We start from the raw sequence: 18,267 nt of genomic DNA, 5'->3' as shown, positions 1-18,267 counted from the left end.
CACCATTTAAGAGACATACACATGCAGACTATCTTTGTTATCGGCAGTAATTCATTTTCCGGCGCCACCTTTGTCGATTACGCGTTAAAGCAGGGCGTTAGGGTGATCGGGACCAGTCGCTCAGCTGAACCGGTAGACGCGTTACTGCCGTATAAATGGTACGATCATTCGAATTTTCAATTTCATCAGTTGGATCTTAATCTGCACTTGGCTGAGATTATTGCGCTGATTCAGGCCGAGCAACCCGCCTATGTGGTGAATTTCGCGGCGCAGAGTATGGTCGCGGAAAGTTGGCGGGATCCAGCGGATTGGTTTATGACCAATGCGGTTTCCACCGTCAAATTGCACGACGAATTGCGCAAATGCGATTTTCTGCAGCGCTATGTGCATGTTTCCACCCCGGAAGTCTACGGAAGTTGTTCCGGATTCGTGCAGGAAGACTTTCCGTTCAATCCCAGTACGCCGTATGCGGTTTCGAGAGCCGCCGCCGACATGAGTTTACGTTCCTTCCATGCGGCTTATCAATTTCCGGTTGTCACCACCCGGGCTGCCAATGTATATGGGCCGGGGCAGCAACTTTATCGGATCATTCCGCGGACTATCTTGTTCATCTTGTTGGGCCGCAAATTACAATTGCACGGCGGCGGTGTATCCACGCGTTCGTTCATCCATATGCAAGACGTCTCCGATGCGACTTGGAAAATCATGTTGAACGGAATTAACGGCAGCACCTATCACATCTCTACCGACAACGTAATCTCGATCCACGACCTGGTGTTGCGGATTTGCGAAAAATTGGGTGTGCCTTTTGACGAGCACGTCGAGGTAGTGGGAGAGCGATTGGGTAAGGACGCCGCTTACCACCTCGACAGCAGTAAATTACGCGCCGAACTCGGCTGGCAAGACGAAATCGGTTTGGAGCAGGGCTTGGACGAATGTATTGCTTGGGTACGGCAAAACTTCGACGTCCTGAAAAACCAACCCTACGATTACATTCATAAGGCCTGAGCCATGGTCGACATCTCCGAACTCAAGGGCTTGGCCAGCGTTTTGCGCGCACGCATCATCGAAAACTCTCACAAGACCGGCACGCCGCATTTGGGGTCCTGTTTATCTACCGTTGATATCTTGGTCGGCTTGTATTTTTCGGCCCTGAAAATTGACCCGCGAGCGCCTGCGGCTCCGAACAGGGATAGATTTATTTTAAGCAAAGGGCACGGTGCGCCGGCTTTATTTCAGGTATTGGCCATGAAAGGGTTTTTCCCGGAGTCCTGGCTGGATGCTTACGGGGAAGACGGCGGTATTTTTGCCGAACATCCGCCCACGCCCGATCATCTGGTGGGTATCGAAGCGGCAACGGGTTCCCTGGGGCACGGTCTGCCCATCGGTTTGGGCATGGCCCTTTCCGCCAGAATTCAGCGGCAAACGTACAAAGTTTACGCGCTGCTGGGTGACGGCGAGTGCAACGAGGGATCGGTATGGGAAGCGGCGATGTTGGCTGCTGCCCAGAAAGTGGAGAATTTAATGGTGTTCGTCGATTTCAACAAATGGCAGGCTACCGACCGTAGCGAATCGGTGCTGGCATTGGCGCCGTTTGCTGAAAAATGGCGGGCATTCGGGTGGGATGCTTGCGATATCGACGGGCATGATATGGAACAAATACTGGATGTGCTCGCGAAGCCGAATACTTCCGGCAAGCCGGTAGCGGTGATTGCCCATACCGTAAAAGGCAAGGGTGTGTCGTTCATGGAGGATGATAACAACTGGCATTACCGGATACCGAATGCGGAAGAAGTGATCGCGGCCAAGCGAGAATTGGGGGTGGCGGCATGAGAAACGCATTTGCCGATGAGGCAACTAAATTAGGTCAAGCGGACTCGCGCGTCGTGTTGTTGTCCGGCGATATCGGCAATAAATTGTTCGATAAATTTAAAAGCGCCAACGAAGGGCGTTTTATCAATTGCGGGATCGCCGAAGCCAATATGATGGGCGTGGCCGCGGGTATGGCGTTATCCGGTCTACGCCCCATCGTCTATACCATCACTCCGTTTACCACTACCCGTTGCTTTGAACAAATCAGGGTGGATGCTTGCTATCACAACGTACCGGTCATCATTGTTGGAACCGGTTCCGGACTATCGTATGCGGAATTGGGGCCAACCCACCATTCCTGCGAGGATTTGGCGATCTTGCGTGTGTTACCGAACATCACGGTATTGGCGCCCGCCGATGAGGTCGAATTGCGGCAATGCATGCGCGCGGCCCTGAAATTGGACGGCCCGGTATATATCAGGATAGGTAAGAAGGGCGAAGAGATCATTCCCAAGCCTGACGACTCTTTCGCAATCGGACACTCGATCACGGTTAAGGGCGGTGCTGATGTTTGTTTGATTGGCACGGGCACGATCATGCCTGAAGTACTTAAAGCCGCGCAGTTACTTGAGCAGGAAGGCGTTTCGGCGCGAGTGGAAAGTTGCCATACCGTCAAACCGCTTGATTTGGTCATGTTGGCGGAGGTGTCGGGCAAATTTTCGCTGCTGGCGGTGGTGGAAGAACATAGCAAAATTGGCGGCCTCGGCGGCAGCATCGCGGAATGGCTTGCGGCGCAAAATGGCGTTAAGCCTAGGTTATTGGGTTTCGGTACCGACGACGAGTTCATGCACGAAGTGGGAACTCAGGAGTATGCGCGCGCAAAATACGGGCTGACTGCTGAAAACATCGCCAGCAAAGTAAAGCTTGCGTTAGCTGCTGGTTGAGGTGGGCATGCGTATCGGCCTGGATTTTGACAATACTATCGTCAGCTACGACGAACTGTTTCATAAAGTAGCCAGAGAACAAAATTTGGTGCCGCCAGAGACACCGGTAAACAAATTGGCGGTGCGAGACCACTTGCGCGCGGTAGGTCAGGAAGATCGGTGGACGGAAATGCAGGGCTATGTCTACGGTGCCCGCATGGATGAAGCTGCGGCTTATCCGGGAGTCATCGAGTTCATGCGTCTAGCCAGTGGAGCAGGTCATGCCCTGGCGATAGTCAGCCACAAGACCCGCCATCCGTTTCTGGGGCCGCAATACGATCTTCACGCCTCGGCTCGCGGCTGGATCGAGCGGCATTTGCTGGCGGATGGCGAGCCATTGATTCCTGCGTCGCAGATCTACTTTGAACTGACCAAGCAGGAAAAAATCGCGCGCATAGCCGACACGCAATGCGATATTTTTGTCGACGATTTACCGGAAATTCTGATGGCGGAAGGATTTCCGCTCACGGCCGAACGCTGGCTTTTCGATCCTGAATGCCACCATGCGCAGTCGAGTCTCAAAGAACTGAAGCACTTTAGCTCCTGGGCCGCTATTGCCGAGTGTCTCGTCGCTTGATGAATCAGACAGTTAACGCCAATTTTCCTATCGAGGCGCTGCTGGGGCAGGCTGGTATCTCCACGAAGATATTATCCGTAGAGCCGGCTAACGCCGGCGGCAATAACCGCATCTATCGTTTGGAAACCGGCGCGGGAAAGTTCGCGGTCAAACAATATTTTCGCAGCGACAAAGACCAGCGCGACCGCCTGAAGGCGGAATATCTGTTTTTACAGTATGCCGATACATACGCTTCAGACTTTGTGCCGCGCGTTTATGCCTGTGATCACGACGCGGGCGTTGCGCTATATGCCTATGTCGACGGCAGGCATATTGCGTCCGATGAACTAGTCTGGCGGCATGTTGAGCAGGCGGCGGATTTTTTTTGCGCGCTAAACCAGCCAGATGCCAGAACAAACGCCCTGAATTTGCCGCATGCGTCCGAGGCTTGCTTTTCTATCGCTGAGCATCTCGGTTTGATAGAAAAGAGAATCGGCCGGTTGCGCGAAGCGTTACCGGCAGTGCCGGATGAGGATGGTGAGGCCGGCAAGTTTCTCGCGGAACTGCAGGAATATTGGGATTTTCTGGCTGATTCGGTAAGTCGAGGAGCCCGTCAGTTTGGCCAGTTGGAGCAAGCGCTCGATAGTCAGCATTGCTGTGTGTCGCCATCCGATTTTGGCTTTCATAACGCTTTGCTGCAAACGGACGGCAAAATCAAATTCATTGATTTTGAATATGCCGGCATCGACGACCCGGCGAAAATGGTCGGCGATTTTTTTGCCCAACTGGCGGTACCCGTGGCGAGCGAGTTTTACGACGCCTTCGTTCGGCAATGCCTGAGTGTCTTTCCGGAATCGGCAACGCTTACAGCTCGCGCCGAATTATTACGGCCCGTTTACAAAATCAAATGGTGTTGTATCGCGATGAACGTGTTCTTGCCGGAGCATATGGCACGCAGAAAATTCGCCGACTCCTTGCTTGACGAACGCGATCTCAGAAAAAGCCAGCTGAAAAAGGCTAGACAAATTCTCAAAACACTCCAAAAGGAAGCGATACATGGCATACATTGACTTTATGTCTGCGGTTCATAAAAGTACGACGCGGGATTATCTGGCAAGGGTAAACGAACCCGAGTACCCCAAGGCCAAAGCCGCCGCACTGGCGAAAAAATGGGACTTTGATTATTGGGATGGCGACCGCAGGATTTGCTACGGCGGCTACAAATATATGCCAGGCCGTTGGGCACTAGTGGCGCAAGCCATGATCGATCATTACGGCATTAAACCCGGCGACAAGATTTTGGATGTGGGTTGCGGTAAGGGTTTTCAGCTTTACGAAATCAGCTTGCTGGTGCCCGGGGTGGAAATATACGGCATCGACATTTCCCCTTATGCCATTGAAAACGCCAAGGAAGAAATCAAAGACCGCTTACAAGTGGCTAATGCCAATGACTTACCGTTTCCGGACGATTATTTCGATTTGGTGTTTTCGATTACCACGCTGCATAACCTGCATAATTACGACCTGGATAAAGCGCTACGGGAAATGGAGCGGGTCGGCAAGAAAAATAAATATCTCTGCGTCGAGTCGTATCGCAATGAAGAGGAAAAAGCCAATCTGCTTTATTGGCAGGTAACCTGCGAAGCTTTTTGCACTCCGGAAGAATGGGAGTGGTGGTTTAAACAAACCGGTTACACCGGCGACCATTCTTTAATTTATTTCGAGTGACATAAGCATGGCAATTCCAAAAACAATGAAAGCGGCCATTCTGGTCGAGCAGCGCCAGCCTTTGGTAATTGATGAGGTAGAGTTACCGCAAACGCTGGAAGTGGGTCAAGTATTGGTCAAAGTGCACTACAGCGGTATCTGCGGTTCGCAGATCGGCGAAATCGATGGAGCGAAAGGCGAAGATAAATTTTTACCGCACTTATTAGGCCATGAAGCGTCTGGAACCGTTGTTGAAATCGGACCGGGTGTTAAACACGTCAAACCAGACGATGTGGTGGTTTTGCATTGGCGTAAGGGGCTGGGCATAGAAGGTGCACCACCGGTTTATAGCTGGCGCGGGAATAAACTCAACGCCGGTTGGATTGCGACCTTTAACGAGTATGCAATTGTCGCGGAAAACCGCGTTACCGCTATTCCTGCCGATAGCGACCTGGAAGTGGCGGCTTTGTTTGGCTGCGCGGTGACTACCGGCTTTGGTGTGGTGGAAAACAATGCTCGGGTACGGATCGGCGAATCGGTCGTGGTTTTTGGCGCTGGCGGAGTTGGTTTGAATATTGTTCAGGCAGCAGCCTTAGTGGGAGCATATCCGGTCATTGCGGTAGACCTTTACGATAATCGTTTGGCGCTGGCTCAGGATATGGGCGCCACCCATTTGATCAATTCCAATACACAAGACGCCAAAGCAGCGATAGAAGCAATTGTCGGTGCGCAAGGGGTTGATGTGTTTATCGACAACACCGGTCAACCGGCCATTATCGAATTGGGGTACCAAATCACCAAGCCGCAAGGCAGAGTGACCTTGGTCGGTGTGCCGCGCAAAGGCAACAATATCAATATTTACTCGTTGCCCTTGCATTTTGGTAAGGTGCTTTCCGGCTCTCATGGTGGCGAGTCTGTGCCAAATCTTGATATTCCTCGTTATCTAGGCGCATTTGGTGCTGGGAAAATAAAGTTGAACAACTTGATTACCGATGTTCTTTCATTAGAGGATATTAACAAAGCAATTGATAGTATGCGCTCTGGTCAGCTAAGCGGGCGTTGCATGATAAAGATGTTTGAGTAGTCATTGGTAATGAGCGAACAGCAAGAAGAGTTGCGTGAAGAGTTGACGCATCCAAAATATCGAGCCGACATTGATGGATTAAGAGCGGTGGCGGTAATATCGGTATTGATATACCACGCCTATCCAGATGTGTTGCGCAGTGGTTTTATCGGTGTCGATATATTCTTCGTAATCTCTGGGTTTTTAATATCGACCATCATTTTCAAAAGTCTGTTAGTTGGAGAATTTAGTTTTCGAGATTTCTATGCTCGTCGTATTCGTCGAATTTTTCCAGCGCTGATAACCGTTTTATTGAGTGCCTTTTTGGCGGGCTGGTTTATTTTCTACCCCGATGAGTATCGGCAATTAGGCAAACACATTTACGGAGGGGCTGGTTTTATCTCCAACTTCATACTGTGGGGTGAAAGTGGCTATTTTGATGCGGTAGCGGAATCGAAGCCGTTGCTGCATCTTTGGTCCTTAGGTATAGAAGAGCAGTATTACATCTTTTTCCCGTTTCTCGTGTGGTGTGCATGCAAGCGTCAACTTAACTTCCTGACGTTCACGATCTTAGTCGGCCTGATCTCGTTTGGCTTGAATCTCCATTTTGTATACAAGGACGCCGTATTTAATTTTTATCAACCGCAAACCCGAGTTTGGGAATTGATGGTAGGGTCAGTTTTGTCCCTAATAATGATTGATACCCTGGGTTGGGGCAGCAGATTTGATGGATGGTTAGATCGTTTGGGTAAGCGGGTTATCTATCAACCTGAAGCGGCTATAGCCAAGGGGCAGGCGGCGGCAAATGTCAAAGCCTTTGTGGGCTTGAGTTTACTGGTGGTGGGGTTGGTTCTGATCAACAACCAAATGCACTTTCCGGGTAAATGGGCCATATTTCCGACGGTTGGGGCAGCGCTGTTAATTTGGGCGGGTCCAAAGGCCGTAGTAAACCGAGTTTTACTAGCGAATAAATTTATGGTTTGGGTGGGAAAGCTTAGTTACCCACTGTATTTATGGCATTGGGTAATTTTGGTTTACCTAAGAATATTGGCAAACGAGACCCCGTCAGCCTGGGTGCGAGGCGGCGGACTGGTTGGAGCGCTTGCACTTGCGTGGTTGACGTACACGTTTATAGAAAAGCCATTGCGCTTTGGTGGCGATAGTCGGAAGAAAACGCGGTGGTTAGTGATAGCAATGGTTGCAATGGCGGGACTCGGAATCGCTGCTTATAAATCGCATGGGTTTAGAAAGTTTCGTACCGGCGCAATTTCGGCGAATATTGACGCGTTCGAATGGAAATACATGGGTAATGCACCATGTGCTGCTCTCGTGACTACTAGCCCCGGTTTTTGCATGCTTATTGGTAATGCTGACAAAATTACTGTCGGTATTTTGGGAGATTCGACGGCTAATTCCCTAGTGCCTGGCATAGCGTCAATTGTGACCGGACGGGGAGAAGGTTTGATTAATATCGGTCATGGGGCGTGTCCGCCAATCCGTGGGTTGATACCCACTGAAACTTGGGGAGCTGTGCCCAATTGTCCCGCAATCGTAGAAGAAGCGTACAAGATTGTTCTACGAGATCAGAATATTAAGACGGTGGTGATGTCCATTTTTGGCCATGACATGCAATATTGGGGATTCAAGGACTTACCGCAAGGGGCGTCTCTTCAAGAACGGTTTGATAGAGCCAAGCTGATGCTGGATGAGGATATTCGTGCGCTGACGGCCCAGGGCAAAAAAGTGGTGTTGTCATATGATGTTCCTTACTCTCCGGTTTCAAGTAGGGCCTGTATCTCTCGGCCGTATGCGCAATTTTGGGACGTAAAACCGGAATGTAAGGTAAAAGAGGAGCAAATGATTGACCGCTACCCTTTCTTGACGCTATTTGAAAATTACTACGGTAAAAGAAGCGATCTATGCGTTTTTCACCAGTCGGATGTTTTATTTACAAATGGTATATACAACTTCACAGATGAAGTGGGAATGGTGATGATACGTGATACGCATCATTTGTCTGAACATGGCTCGAAAATAATGGCCGAAGCGCTATTAAAATCTAACTGCCGTTCCTATATGCCTTGGTAATGAGCGAACAGCAAGAAGAGTTGCGTGAAGAGTTGACGCATCCAAAATATCGAGCCGACATTGATGGATTAAGAGCGGTGGCGGTAATATCGGTATTGATATACCACGCCTATCCAGATGTGTTGCGCAGTGGTTTTATCGGTGTCGATATATTCTTCGTAATCTCTGGGTTTTTAATATCGACCATCATTTTCAAAAGTCTGTTAGTTGGAGAATTTAGTTTTCGAGATTTCTATGCTCGTCGTATTCGTCGAATTTTTCCAGCGCTGATAACCGTTTTATTGAGTGCCTTTTTGGCGGGCTGGTTTATTTTCTACCCCGATGAGTATCGGCAATTAGGCAAACACATTTACGGAGGGGCTGGTTTTATCTCCAACTTCATACTGTGGGGTGAAAGTGGCTATTTTGATGCGGTAGCGGAATCGAAGCCGTTGCTGCATCTTTGGTCCTTAGGTATAGAAGAGCAGTATTACATCTTTTTCCCGTTTCTCGTGTGGTGTGCATGCAAGCGTCAACTTAACTTCCTGACGTTCACGATCTTAGTCGGCCTGATCTCGTTTGGCTTGAATCTCCATTTTGTATACAAGGACGCCGTATTTAATTTTTATCAACCGCAAACCCGAGTTTGGGAATTGATGGTAGGGTCAGTTTTGTCCCTAATAATGATTGATACCCTGGGTTGGGGCAGCAGATTTGATGGATGGTTAGATCGTTTGGGTAAGCGGGTTATCTATCAACCTGAAGCGGCTATAGCCAAGGGGCAGGCGGCGGCAAATGTCAAAGCCTTTGTGGGCTTGAGTTTACTGGTGGTGGGGTTGGTTCTGATCAACAACCAAATGCACTTTCCGGGTAAATGGGCCATATTTCCGACGGTTGGGGCAGCGCTGTTAATTTGGGCGGGTCCAAAGGCCGTAGTAAACCGAGTTTTACTAGCGAATAAATTTATGGTTTGGGTGGGAAAGCTTAGTTACCCACTGTATTTATGGCATTGGGTAATTTTGGTTTACCTAAGAATATTGGCAAACGAGACCCCGTCAGCCTGGGTGCGAGGCGGCGGACTGGTTGGAGCGCTTGCACTTGCGTGGTTGACGTACACGTTTATAGAAAAGCCATTGCGCTTTGGTGGCGATAGTCGGAAGAAAACGCGGTGGTTAGTGATAGCAATGGTTGCAATGGCGGGACTCGGAATCGCTGCTTATAAATCGCATGGGTTTAGAAAGTTTCGTGAAACTGGAAACCGCTTGGACTTGATTGAAAAATTTGAGGCAATAAAAGCAAGCGGGCCAAAAGAGCTTACTGATCTCAAGGGGTACGTGTGTTTTCAACTCCCGCCACACAAGAATTTTGATTTTTATTCACAAAATAACTGTATTCCTCCCAATCAAGTTGGAACTGGAAAGAAAACTATTTTATTGATCGGAGATTCCCATTCTGCGTCTTTGTCATTAGGACTCAGAGCGTGGTCAGAGTCACAAGGCTTTAATTATTATCAAATAAGTTCGGGATCGTGTTCACTATTTAGTGATGATATTTCTGATCCAGCATGTCAGGAATACAGTCGCAAATCGTTTGAAGCGATAAGCTTGATTCGGCCAAATGTTTTAGTTGTCGATTCATTCTGGTCACATGTGGAAAAAGACTTTTTTAAAAACTATGGTAAGTGGCCGAGCTTTCTTCAATATCTTTCCGAAAGGTTTTCTAATATATCAACCTTGGGTGCAAATAAGGTCATTTTAATTGGAGAGGTTCCAAATTGGACCAATAACTTACCTGATGTGTTAGTTAAAGATTATGTGAGTGAAGGTAAGCCTATTCCAGAAAAAACCTTTAGTAAGATCAATCCTGCATCTCTTGAAATGGACAGACAGATGCGGAATTTGGTTTACCCTAAGCAGTTTGTTTATCTGTCATTACGCGATCTATTTTGTGATAGCGACGGTTGTATGACCCGCTTATCTGAACAATCTGATTGGGAAAAAGACATAGTATTTTGGGATTATGGGCATTTGACAGCGACTGCTGCAAGATGGGTCGTCGATAATTTATTGGGGGCGGCAATTATTAAAGCTTTAGATGACAGCGAGAACGGAAATGAGTCGAAGTGAGCCGGTTAATCAAAGCGAACAAATAGCCAATGTTGTGATTGTCGGTGGAAGCTCAGGCCTGGGGAAAGAGCTTGCGCTTATGTACATCAAATTAGGTCATCAAGTTGTTATTTTGTCGAGGAATTGTCCTGGTTTTATCGAGGATTATGAGAATATGATTCATATCAGTGTTGATCTTCTAACATGTACCCCTAATGTCGCCAATATATTAGTATCTAAAGTTTTTGAAAAGATTGGGAAAATTAATTACTTAATATTCTGTCAACGATATCGAGGGGAAGATAAAACCTTAATCAATGAATTGTCTGTGTCGTTGACCGCCACAGAAGTTCTTATCGATGAGTTTTTACCTATTTTTTCTGACGATAGTGATAAATCGGTTGCGGTAGTGAGCTCAGTGTATGGCGATTATGTAGGCTCATCGCAACCCATAGATTATCATGTGGTAAAAGCTGGCTTAAATGCTCTCGTCCGATATTACGCCGTTAAATTGGGAGCACAGGGTATCCGCATTAATGCGATTTCTCCCCTAACATATCTAAAAGAAGAGTCTAAGCAGTTCTATTTGTCAGATGAAAAAAAAATGGCTAAGTATGAAAAACTGGTACCTTTGCAGCGTATGGGTACAGCCGCTGAATGCGCTAGCGTAGTATATTTTTTGTGTAGCAGATTATCTTCGTTTGTAAATGGTCAAAATATTTACGTAGATGGCGGAGTTTCTGTTATCTGGCCAGAAGAATTGGTTTAACAAAAGGATAAATTTAATGAATTATTTGAAACGCCGTGAAACCTGTCGCTTGTGCGATTCCGAATCTTTAGAATTAGCAATCCCCATGAAGCCTTCCCCCATCGGGGATGCTTTTGTTGCAGATAAGAATATTAACCAGGAATTATACCCACTAGACGTATATATATGTAATGACTGCGGTCATTTACAAAACCTAGATGTCGTTGATCCTAAATTGCTATTTGGCAGTTACACTTATAAAACATCCCATTCGCTAGGACTTGTTGAACATTTTAAAAAATATGCTGTTCATGTCGTGAATAAGCTGGGGCTGACCGAACCAAGGCTAATATTGGAAATTGGTAGCAATGACGGTTCGCTTTTAAAAGAGTTTAAAGGATTGGGTCACAGGGTACAGGGGGTTGATGCTTCCGATGCTGTATCCGAATATGCCAATCAACAAGGAATACCGACTATAGCTGATTTTTTTAGTCTGGAATTATCCAAGGACATTCTCAACGAACTTGGCAAAGCTACTCTTGTATGTGCAAACAATGTATATGCTCACGCCGATAATCTTAGAGATATTACTGCTGGCATACGTAATATATTGTCTGACGACGGCGTATTTGTATTTGAAGTTTCATATTTACCAGATATGATCCATAACATGGTTTTCGATACGATATATCACGAACATGTTTCATACCACACAATTAACCCCTTAGAGCGTTTTTTTAATTCTTTGGATTTGAGTTTTTTTGACGCGGAACTGGTTTCAACTAAAGGAGGATCGATACGGGGATTTGTGCAAGTGAAAAGCTCCGGTAGGCGCGAACAATCAGAGTTCCTTAAAGAACTCATGGCGAATGAGCTTAATCAGGGATTTGCCAGAATCGATGTATATAAGGATTATGGCAACCGGATTGTTGCCTGCAAAGATGCAACAAATAGGCTGTTACGAGAAATAAGCCCTGATATGACAGGAATTTCCGGTTTTGGCGCATCGACAACAACAACAACGCTGCTTTATAACTTTGAACTGGAGACAGTTCTTGAAAGGATTTATGACGATAATTCCATCAAGCATAGTCTTTATAGTCCTGGTGCCCATATCAAGGTTTATTCATCGGATGAGATAGTTAATCATCTGCCTAAAGCAATCGTAATTCTCGCTTGGGTTTATTCCTTACCTATTATTAAGAAGAATCTAGCTTACTTGGAGGCTGGCGGGAAATTTATTATTCCTTTACCGGAGCCAAAAGTGGTGGATTACTCCATAGCTAAGAGTTTGCTGGGTTAATAGTGTGTCAAGAAGGGAAATACTTTGCACAACTTGCATTTCAGCAGATATTGAAGAGATAGTCTCCTTTGGGATTCAGCCATTATCCACTGGGTTTTTTCATGGTATATCTGGCAAACCAATTACCATAAGTCATGAGCTAAGCTTGGGGTTTTGTCGAAGTTGTTCAACAATTCAGCTGGTTAAACGCTTTCCGATTCGGGTGTTAGCGAGAAAAAATCCAAAGATAGCATTTAGAGAGCCTCAAAAACATTTACCGGATTTAGTCGAAATAATAAAAAAACTGCCAGGTATTAGTCTGGATTCGGGAATACTCGGTTTATCCTATATAGATAGAGATCTCTTGAATCTCATAGGTGCCATTGGATATAAGAATATTCATTATGTTGACCTAAGTCGTTGGAAGTTTTGGAACGAACATGTAGGTCTTGAAGTATTGCAAAGTATATTGTCTTCGCAAAAATGGTTGCAGCGTATTAGTCTGAGCCTAGGTAAGATAGATTTAGTGTCTGCCAGATTTATTCTGGAGCATGCGGAGTCCGCAATTGGTTTCTTAAAGTCACTAGGTAGTATAGTTCGGCCGGGTGGTTATATTCTGCTGGAAGTTCCAAATTGCCAGAAGATATTAAATTTAGAAAATCATGCTTTGATTTGGGAGGATCACTTTACATATTTTACACCAGATACCCTTTCAGATTTAGTCGGTAGATTGGGTTGGCAAGTCGTTAACTTTGTCGAGTATAGTTATGACTATGAAAATGCACTCGTGGCCATTGTTAAAGTTCCAGAGTTCGAAGCACTGCCAACTTCTAACGAAACAAAAAAAATGCCTCACCAACTTCAACTCAGTCTTCAAAAATTCAATTCCGGATATGAGAAAAAAAAATCTGTTCTGAGGCAGCAATTTACGTTGCTAAAAATGAATGGCGAAAAGCTGGCGGTATTTGGGGCGGGTCATCACGCAGCAAAATTTTTAAATTTCTACGATATACATGATTTATTTGAATTTGTGGTAGATGATAATCCTATTAAGGACGGAATGTATATGCCTGGCTCGGCTCTGAGAATACGAAAGGCGAGTGCGTTAGAAGAGTCAGGGATATCAATTTGCGTGTCGATGCTAGGTCCTGAGGTTGAAGCTAAAGTTCGTTTTTCTATGCCAAGTTTTTTTAAGAACGGCGGTCAGTTTATTTCTGCATTTAATATTTAGTATATATGAATAGTGAAAGTTTCTTGTTTAAGTCTAGTGACGTGCTTGTTTGTAATGATGAAATTGTTTCTATAGATTATTCAGTTTTAACCCTTCTAAACCAAATGGCTGTTTCTAGCCCCAAGAATCGGGCTAGAGTCTGCGCACACAAGGATAATACAGCATTGATTCAGGAGATGATAATCCAGATTAATCATGGGTCTTATATTTGCCCACACAGGCATGATAACAAGTGCGAATCTTTTCACCTTATCGAGGGGAAGGCGGACATCGTTGTGTTCAAAGACAGCGGAGAGATTCATAAGGTTATTCAGTTTGACCGAGATCATTCTTTTTATTACCGGTTAGATAGCAATTTATTCCACACAATAGTAGTGCGTTCTGAGGTTTTGATATTTCATGAGGTGACTAACGGTCCATTTGTGCAGAATGCCACTGAGTTCGCCAAATTTGCGCCTGCGGAAGGTGATCAAATGGTTGATGACTACAAATTATTGCTTGATGTAAAAATTCGCAACTGGTTGGGATAGAAAATGGTAAGAAGATTTTTAGCGATTAATAAAAATACTTTAACTAAGCCTATAAAACGGCTGGTTTTTTATATGCTTTTAAAACTGGCTGAGACTGACCCGGTTGGCGATAGCTTTAAGTTAAATATCGATAATTTATTTCGGAATGCGGCGTTGCCTGTGCTTCGTCTTACAGGTAAGCTATTTTTTGTGCGCAAAAAATATCAGAGCCTATTGTTAGGTATTATGCATTTTGCCGAGGGTCAAGAACAACAATGTATTGATAATTTTAAAGCATCTGCATTACTAGGGTTGTCTGGGGTTGATATTGTGTTAAATCACCTCGCGCGCGTTCAGTTCTCAAAACATAACTATATTTTTACTCATGAGTTATTAGGTTTGGCGCATGCCCTTGAGCCTAAAAATGCGGATGCATCTTACAATTTGGCTCTGACCAATTTGATATTCGGCGATATAGACGTCGCGGTCGAGTTGATAATGAACGCAATTAAGTTGGATGTGAAATATGCGATGCCTCATCAAAATCTAGCTGCTCGATATGACAGAGAAGGGTGGAAGCCAACAGCATTAGATCTCACTGGAATAAATGATTTGCATCTATACGATGCTTGTCATTACTTGGGACAACTGTTAGTAAATCATGGTAATTCCAAAAAGGGACTGGAAATATTTGGGATCGCAATGGCTGCTCAGGATCGCTTATCCAAAGAAATAAAGCTACCGATAGATTTAGTTGATAAATTAAAAGAAATTCAGCAATTTGATCCAGATAAGCCAATTAGAATAATGCCTTATGAATGGGTAACTCAAATTGGCCACATAGGAATGATAGATGCGTTGTTAAAAATGCAGCGTTTAGGTATTAGGCCTGATTGCAATTGGATACTCTTGGCGCCGAGAAGTAAAGTTGCCAATTATGATTTTTTAAAGTGCTTTGATAGATATTTAGTAATTATTGAAGATATAGATTTTATCAACGCGCTGTTTCCTTATCAGCGTATTTGTGGTGAGCAGTTTAACTGCTACATAAATGAGCAAGGTCAATCAATTGACTGGTCAGATGCGGCAGCTAGAGCATTTATCGAGTGGGATCAACGCGAACTGGGTCCATTGATTTCCGCTGATCCGCTTGTTGTAAAACGTGGACGAGATAAACTACATGCATTAGGCGTCCCACAAAACACCTGGTTTGCTGTTTTGCACGTACGCAGCAGTGGGTTCTACGGCGAGGGTTTTGGATTTATTCAAAGTCATAGAAATTCGCCATTAAATAGTTACATTCCCGCAATTCAGCGAATTCATAAGGAAGGAGGATGGGTTATTAGGATCGGGGATCCTTCCATGCCTAAGCTTGAGAGTATGCCGATGACTATTGATTTGGCTCACAGTCCATATCGCTCTAGGGAGTTTGATGTATATTTGTGGTCTCATGCTAGGTTTTTCTTAGGTACCACATCAGGGCCAACAAATGCAGTTATCTCTTTTAATACTCCGACACTCTTAGTCAATTGCGTTTCAAATTATGCACAGTCGTGGAACAATCGAGTTTTGTTTGTATTAAAGCCGTTTTGGTCAAAGCATGAGGGTCGGTTGTTAAAAATGCGCGAAGCCTTTACACCTGAGATGCGATCAAAAATGTTTAACATTGATTCCATGAATGCTGGCGGGTTTTATCCGGTATCTAATTCTGCGGAGGATATATTAGATGCAACAGAAGAAGTTCTAGACTTTCTTAACAGAGATGGCCTGCCAAAGATGAGGGATAGCGATTTATTGGCGGGCGCAGGTTGTGAACCCTGGCTATGGGGGAATGCTCACCCCTGCGCCACATATTTCAAGAAAAATAAAGCTAATTTAATTGATTAGATTGTTGCTTAAGTGTTATACGGAATTGTTATTTAAATATGTTGGTTTTTCTTGGGCTTCTGAACAACAATAAGTCTGTTATTGTGCGCTAGTTATTCAGTTTTAATTGAATTGTTTTGAAGTTAAATGTTTGGTTTTCTTGGGGGTAGACGATGGGGATGAACATTGAGTGCATGTTATATTTACAATCAAAAAATATTCTTTCAAAAGACAAGAATAAAGTTTTGGATATTGGTCCACAAAATGTCTACAACTGCACAGTCGATCAAATTAAAGAGTTCGTCCTTAATCAAGGTGGAGACGTTTCGTCAAGCCATTTTAATGATGAAGCGGTCAGGTTAGAATATTTTTCTACTCCTCGACCTGATGAGCGTACCACTTTGTTTTCTGAGGTCACTGATCTTACTAATATTGAATATAAAGCTTTTGACGTGTGTCCCGCATTCAAAACCCAATTGTTGGATTTGAATTTTGATCCGTTGCCTGCTGAAGATTATGAGCGTTTTGATGTTGTATTGAATTTTGGCACTACTGAACATGTATTTAATCAGTGGAATAGCTTTTCAATTATGCATGACGCGCTTAAGGTTGGAGGCGTGCTTTATTGTGTATTGCCTGCTAGCGGCTATTTGGATCATGGCTATTATTGCTATACGCCGCTATTCTTTCGTGATTTAGCGAATGCCAATGGGTATGAAATACTGGATATGTTTTTTGCCCAAGCAGGTGAAAACAGTCTTAAAGGTATTCAAGCGGATATCCGGAAGGAATCAATGTTTCAATTGAGTAATTCCGCTAATCTTGCTCCGCAAGACGATAGGGTGCCTTGTCTAAACATTCATGTAATTGTCAAAAAATCGAGAAGTGGGGCTTTCAAATGCGGGTTAGAGGTTGCAACTGCTCATTCCTCAGCCAGCGAAGCTATGACTGCCCGGTACGACAATCCAGGGCTTATATCGGCTAGTGCTCCGGATTTAACCGGTTTAGCTGCGATCTGTCGGAGATTGGAAGAAGAGAAGGAAGCCCGTATCGTAGAGAGGGATCGATTTCATACGGAACGTGATGAGATTGAGAGAAAGTTATCAAAAATATACTCATCGACTTCTTGGCGCATAACGGCCCCACTTAGGTTTTTGGTTTCCTTTTTGAGGTCCGGTGAAGAAACACGCTACGTTTCGACTAAGGATGATACAAACGAACTGCCTGCGGAGCAGCCTGAAACAAAAAGGCATCCTGAGTTTGAACTATTGCATGATCGAATTGAATCGATAAGTGAACAGTTATCAGCTGAAGCTTGGCAAGGGCATTGGCTTCAAAGCCATAGATGGCATACTGTGAAGGAATTGTCGATGGGTGTTGCTGCGACTTATGGTTACGGTATTGAAGGAGATGTCGTGGAATTTGGCACTATGTCGGGTGTTTCTGCTGAGGGATTAGCGCGAGCAATCGCCCGTAACGACGCTGATTACCGTGAGGCGCGACCAGCTCATTTGTTGCCTAAAAAAAAGCTGTTTCTATTTGATAGTTTTGAAGGACTACCACCCACTGATAATTATATTGATGCTGAGTCCCTGCATGTGAAAGAGGGGACTTGGTCTCCTGGAACTTGTCGTGGCCTAACCAAGGAGGAACTAGCTCTTGTTGTTGGGAAATTTCTATCAAGTGAAAGGGTAACTATTAGCGAAGGTTGGTTCAAAGATACAGTACCACTTCTACCTGAGGGGCAGAAGTTTGCGTTAATTCATGTGGATGGGGATTTATATTCTTCAACTATGGATTGTTTAACGCCATTGTTCGAAAGAGGAATGGTTGCTGAAGGGGCGCTCTTATACTTTGATGACTGGAGCCCTAATAGATGTTCACCTGAACATGGTGAGCGTCGCGCATGGCGCGATTTAATAGAGCGATTTAAGATTTCTTATTCAGATGATGGGTCTTACAGTTTGTTGGCTAGGCGATTTGTAGTTCATTCATATTCAAATGTATCTTAGGGGGCTTTGTTGAGAAATTATCGACTTTTTGCCCCAATTTCTCTACAAGGCGGCGATAAAAACAGTTGGAACTTAAAGGGCTTATGCTATCGCTGCGACGCCTGGAAAGCAATACGCTAGCGAGCGAAGGCCGAGTAGTTTCCAGAGGTCAAGCACCGGGCGGTTTTTCGATGAGAAAAACTGCGAGGACTCGCGAAACGGCGTCGAGTCATGCGAGAGTCCCCTTATAGGATTAAAGCCTAGGTGACGTGGACTGCCTGGGCCGCCGCAGGCAATCACTGCGACGGTGGAAACGCGATTATTCAATCAGGGATGGTGAATAATCT

At 45.2% G+C, this 18,267-nt stretch carries 15 protein-coding genes; all 15 read left to right on the top strand.

Features of this window, described 5'->3' with window-relative positions; all coding sequences use genetic code 11:
• The first annotated feature begins 21 nt into the window (after positions 1–21).
• Positions 22–1,008, top strand: a complete 987-nt coding sequence (locus tag ACR02O_RS17345) for a GDP-mannose 4,6-dehydratase (protein WP_458137934.1) — start codon at positions 22–24, stop codon at positions 1,006–1,008.
• Positions 1,009–1,011: 3 nt separating this feature from the next.
• Positions 1,012–1,833, top strand: coding sequence for a transketolase (locus ACR02O_RS17340; protein ID WP_458137933.1), 822 nt, complete (start codon positions 1,012–1,014; stop codon positions 1,831–1,833).
• Positions 1,830–2,756 carry a transketolase family protein gene (locus tag ACR02O_RS17335; protein WP_458137932.1) on the top strand — a complete coding sequence of 309 codons (927 nt, stop codon included), beginning with the start codon at positions 1,830–1,832 and terminating at the stop codon, positions 2,754–2,756. The genes ACR02O_RS17340 and ACR02O_RS17335 overlap by 4 nt, the downstream gene beginning before the upstream one ends.
• Before the next feature lie 7 nt (positions 2,757–2,763).
• Positions 2,764–3,372, top strand: a complete 609-nt coding sequence (locus ACR02O_RS17330) for a hypothetical protein (RefSeq protein WP_494522081.1) — start codon at positions 2,764–2,766, stop codon at positions 3,370–3,372.
• Positions 3,372–4,421 (top strand): aminoglycoside phosphotransferase family protein, encoded by a 1,050-nt coding sequence (locus ACR02O_RS17325; RefSeq protein WP_458137930.1) that lies wholly within the window; start codon positions 3,372–3,374, stop codon positions 4,419–4,421. The genes ACR02O_RS17330 and ACR02O_RS17325 overlap by 1 nt, the downstream gene beginning before the upstream one ends.
• The gene (locus ACR02O_RS17320) at positions 4,408–5,079 is read left to right on the top strand and encodes a class I SAM-dependent methyltransferase (RefSeq protein ID WP_458137929.1); all 672 of its coding nucleotides are present in this window, start codon (positions 4,408–4,410) and stop codon (positions 5,077–5,079) included. The genes ACR02O_RS17325 and ACR02O_RS17320 overlap by 14 nt, the downstream gene beginning before the upstream one ends.
• A 25-nt stretch (positions 5,080–5,104) precedes the next feature.
• On the top strand, positions 5,105–6,142 hold the full coding sequence (locus ACR02O_RS17315) for a zinc-binding dehydrogenase (protein ID WP_494522080.1): 1,038 nt from the start codon (positions 5,105–5,107) through the stop codon (positions 6,140–6,142).
• Between the two features lie 9 nt (positions 6,143–6,151).
• Entirely contained in the window at positions 6,152–8,209 is a 2,058-nt protein-coding gene (locus ACR02O_RS17310; RefSeq protein ID WP_494522079.1) for an acyltransferase family protein, read from the top strand.
• Positions 8,209–10,314, top strand: a complete 2,106-nt coding sequence (locus ACR02O_RS17305; protein WP_458137927.1) for an acyltransferase family protein — start codon at positions 8,209–8,211, stop codon at positions 10,312–10,314. The genes ACR02O_RS17310 and ACR02O_RS17305 overlap by 1 nt, the downstream gene beginning before the upstream one ends.
• The gene (locus tag ACR02O_RS17300; protein WP_458137926.1) at positions 10,301–11,062 is read left to right on the top strand and encodes an SDR family oxidoreductase; all 762 of its coding nucleotides are present in this window, start codon (positions 10,301–10,303) and stop codon (positions 11,060–11,062) included. Before ACR02O_RS17305 ends, ACR02O_RS17300 begins: the two co-directional genes overlap by 14 nt.
• Before the next feature lie 16 nt (positions 11,063–11,078).
• Complete coding sequence (locus ACR02O_RS17295) at positions 11,079–12,344, top strand: methyltransferase domain-containing protein (RefSeq protein WP_458137925.1); 1,266 nt, start codon at positions 11,079–11,081, stop codon at positions 12,342–12,344.
• 4 nt (positions 12,345–12,348) lie between these two features.
• Positions 12,349–13,554 carry a methyltransferase domain-containing protein gene (locus ACR02O_RS17290; RefSeq protein ID WP_458137924.1) on the top strand — a complete coding sequence of 402 codons (1,206 nt, stop codon included), beginning with the start codon at positions 12,349–12,351 and terminating at the stop codon, positions 13,552–13,554.
• A gap of 5 nt (positions 13,555–13,559) precedes the next feature.
• Entirely contained in the window at positions 13,560–14,084 is a 525-nt protein-coding gene (locus tag ACR02O_RS17285) for a WbuC family cupin fold metalloprotein (protein ID WP_458137923.1), read from the top strand.
• 3 nt (positions 14,085–14,087) lie between these two features.
• Positions 14,088–15,950, top strand: coding sequence for a TIGR04372 family glycosyltransferase (locus ACR02O_RS17280; RefSeq protein WP_494522078.1), 1,863 nt, complete (start codon positions 14,088–14,090; stop codon positions 15,948–15,950).
• Between the two features lie 152 nt (positions 15,951–16,102).
• Positions 16,103–17,941 (top strand): TylF/MycF/NovP-related O-methyltransferase, encoded by a 1,839-nt coding sequence (locus ACR02O_RS17275; RefSeq protein ID WP_494522077.1) that lies wholly within the window; start codon positions 16,103–16,105, stop codon positions 17,939–17,941.
• The last annotated feature ends 326 nt before the right edge of the window (positions 17,942–18,267 follow it).

The sequence above is a fragment of the Methylomonas sp. PHL2-19 genome, assembly GCF_059331595.1.
This window is presented reverse-complemented; position numbering and strand designations above follow the sequence as displayed.

What these genes read in the sequence shown, in the direction of transcription:
- ACR02O_RS17345 (WP_458137934.1), top strand. Translation starts at nt 22, where the DNA reads ATGCAGACTATCTTTGTTATCGGCAGTAATTCATTTTCCGGCGCCACC.
- ACR02O_RS17340 (WP_458137933.1), top strand. Translation starts at nt 1,012, where the DNA reads ATGGTCGACATCTCCGAACTCAAGGGCTTGGCCAGCGTTTTGCGCGCA.
- ACR02O_RS17335 (WP_458137932.1), top strand. Translation starts at nt 1,830, where the DNA reads ATGAGAAACGCATTTGCCGATGAGGCAACTAAATTAGGTCAAGCGGAC.
- ACR02O_RS17330 (WP_494522081.1), top strand. Translation starts at nt 2,764, where the DNA reads ATGCGTATCGGCCTGGATTTTGACAATACTATCGTCAGCTACGACGAA.
- ACR02O_RS17325 (WP_458137930.1), top strand. Translation starts at nt 3,372, where the DNA reads ATGAATCAGACAGTTAACGCCAATTTTCCTATCGAGGCGCTGCTGGGG.
- ACR02O_RS17320 (WP_458137929.1), top strand. Translation starts at nt 4,408, where the DNA reads ATGGCATACATTGACTTTATGTCTGCGGTTCATAAAAGTACGACGCGG.
- ACR02O_RS17315 (WP_494522080.1), top strand. Translation starts at nt 5,105, where the DNA reads ATGAAAGCGGCCATTCTGGTCGAGCAGCGCCAGCCTTTGGTAATTGAT.
- ACR02O_RS17310 (WP_494522079.1), top strand. Translation starts at nt 6,152, where the DNA reads ATGAGCGAACAGCAAGAAGAGTTGCGTGAAGAGTTGACGCATCCAAAA.
- ACR02O_RS17305 (WP_458137927.1), top strand. Translation starts at nt 8,209, where the DNA reads ATGAGCGAACAGCAAGAAGAGTTGCGTGAAGAGTTGACGCATCCAAAA.
- ACR02O_RS17300 (WP_458137926.1), top strand. Translation starts at nt 10,301, where the DNA reads ATGAGTCGAAGTGAGCCGGTTAATCAAAGCGAACAAATAGCCAATGTT.
- ACR02O_RS17295 (WP_458137925.1), top strand. Translation starts at nt 11,079, where the DNA reads ATGAATTATTTGAAACGCCGTGAAACCTGTCGCTTGTGCGATTCCGAA.
- ACR02O_RS17285 (WP_458137923.1), top strand. Translation starts at nt 13,560, where the DNA reads ATGAATAGTGAAAGTTTCTTGTTTAAGTCTAGTGACGTGCTTGTTTGT.
- ACR02O_RS17280 (WP_494522078.1), top strand. Translation starts at nt 14,088, where the DNA reads ATGGTAAGAAGATTTTTAGCGATTAATAAAAATACTTTAACTAAGCCT.
- ACR02O_RS17275 (WP_494522077.1), top strand. Translation starts at nt 16,103, where the DNA reads ATGGGGATGAACATTGAGTGCATGTTATATTTACAATCAAAAAATATT.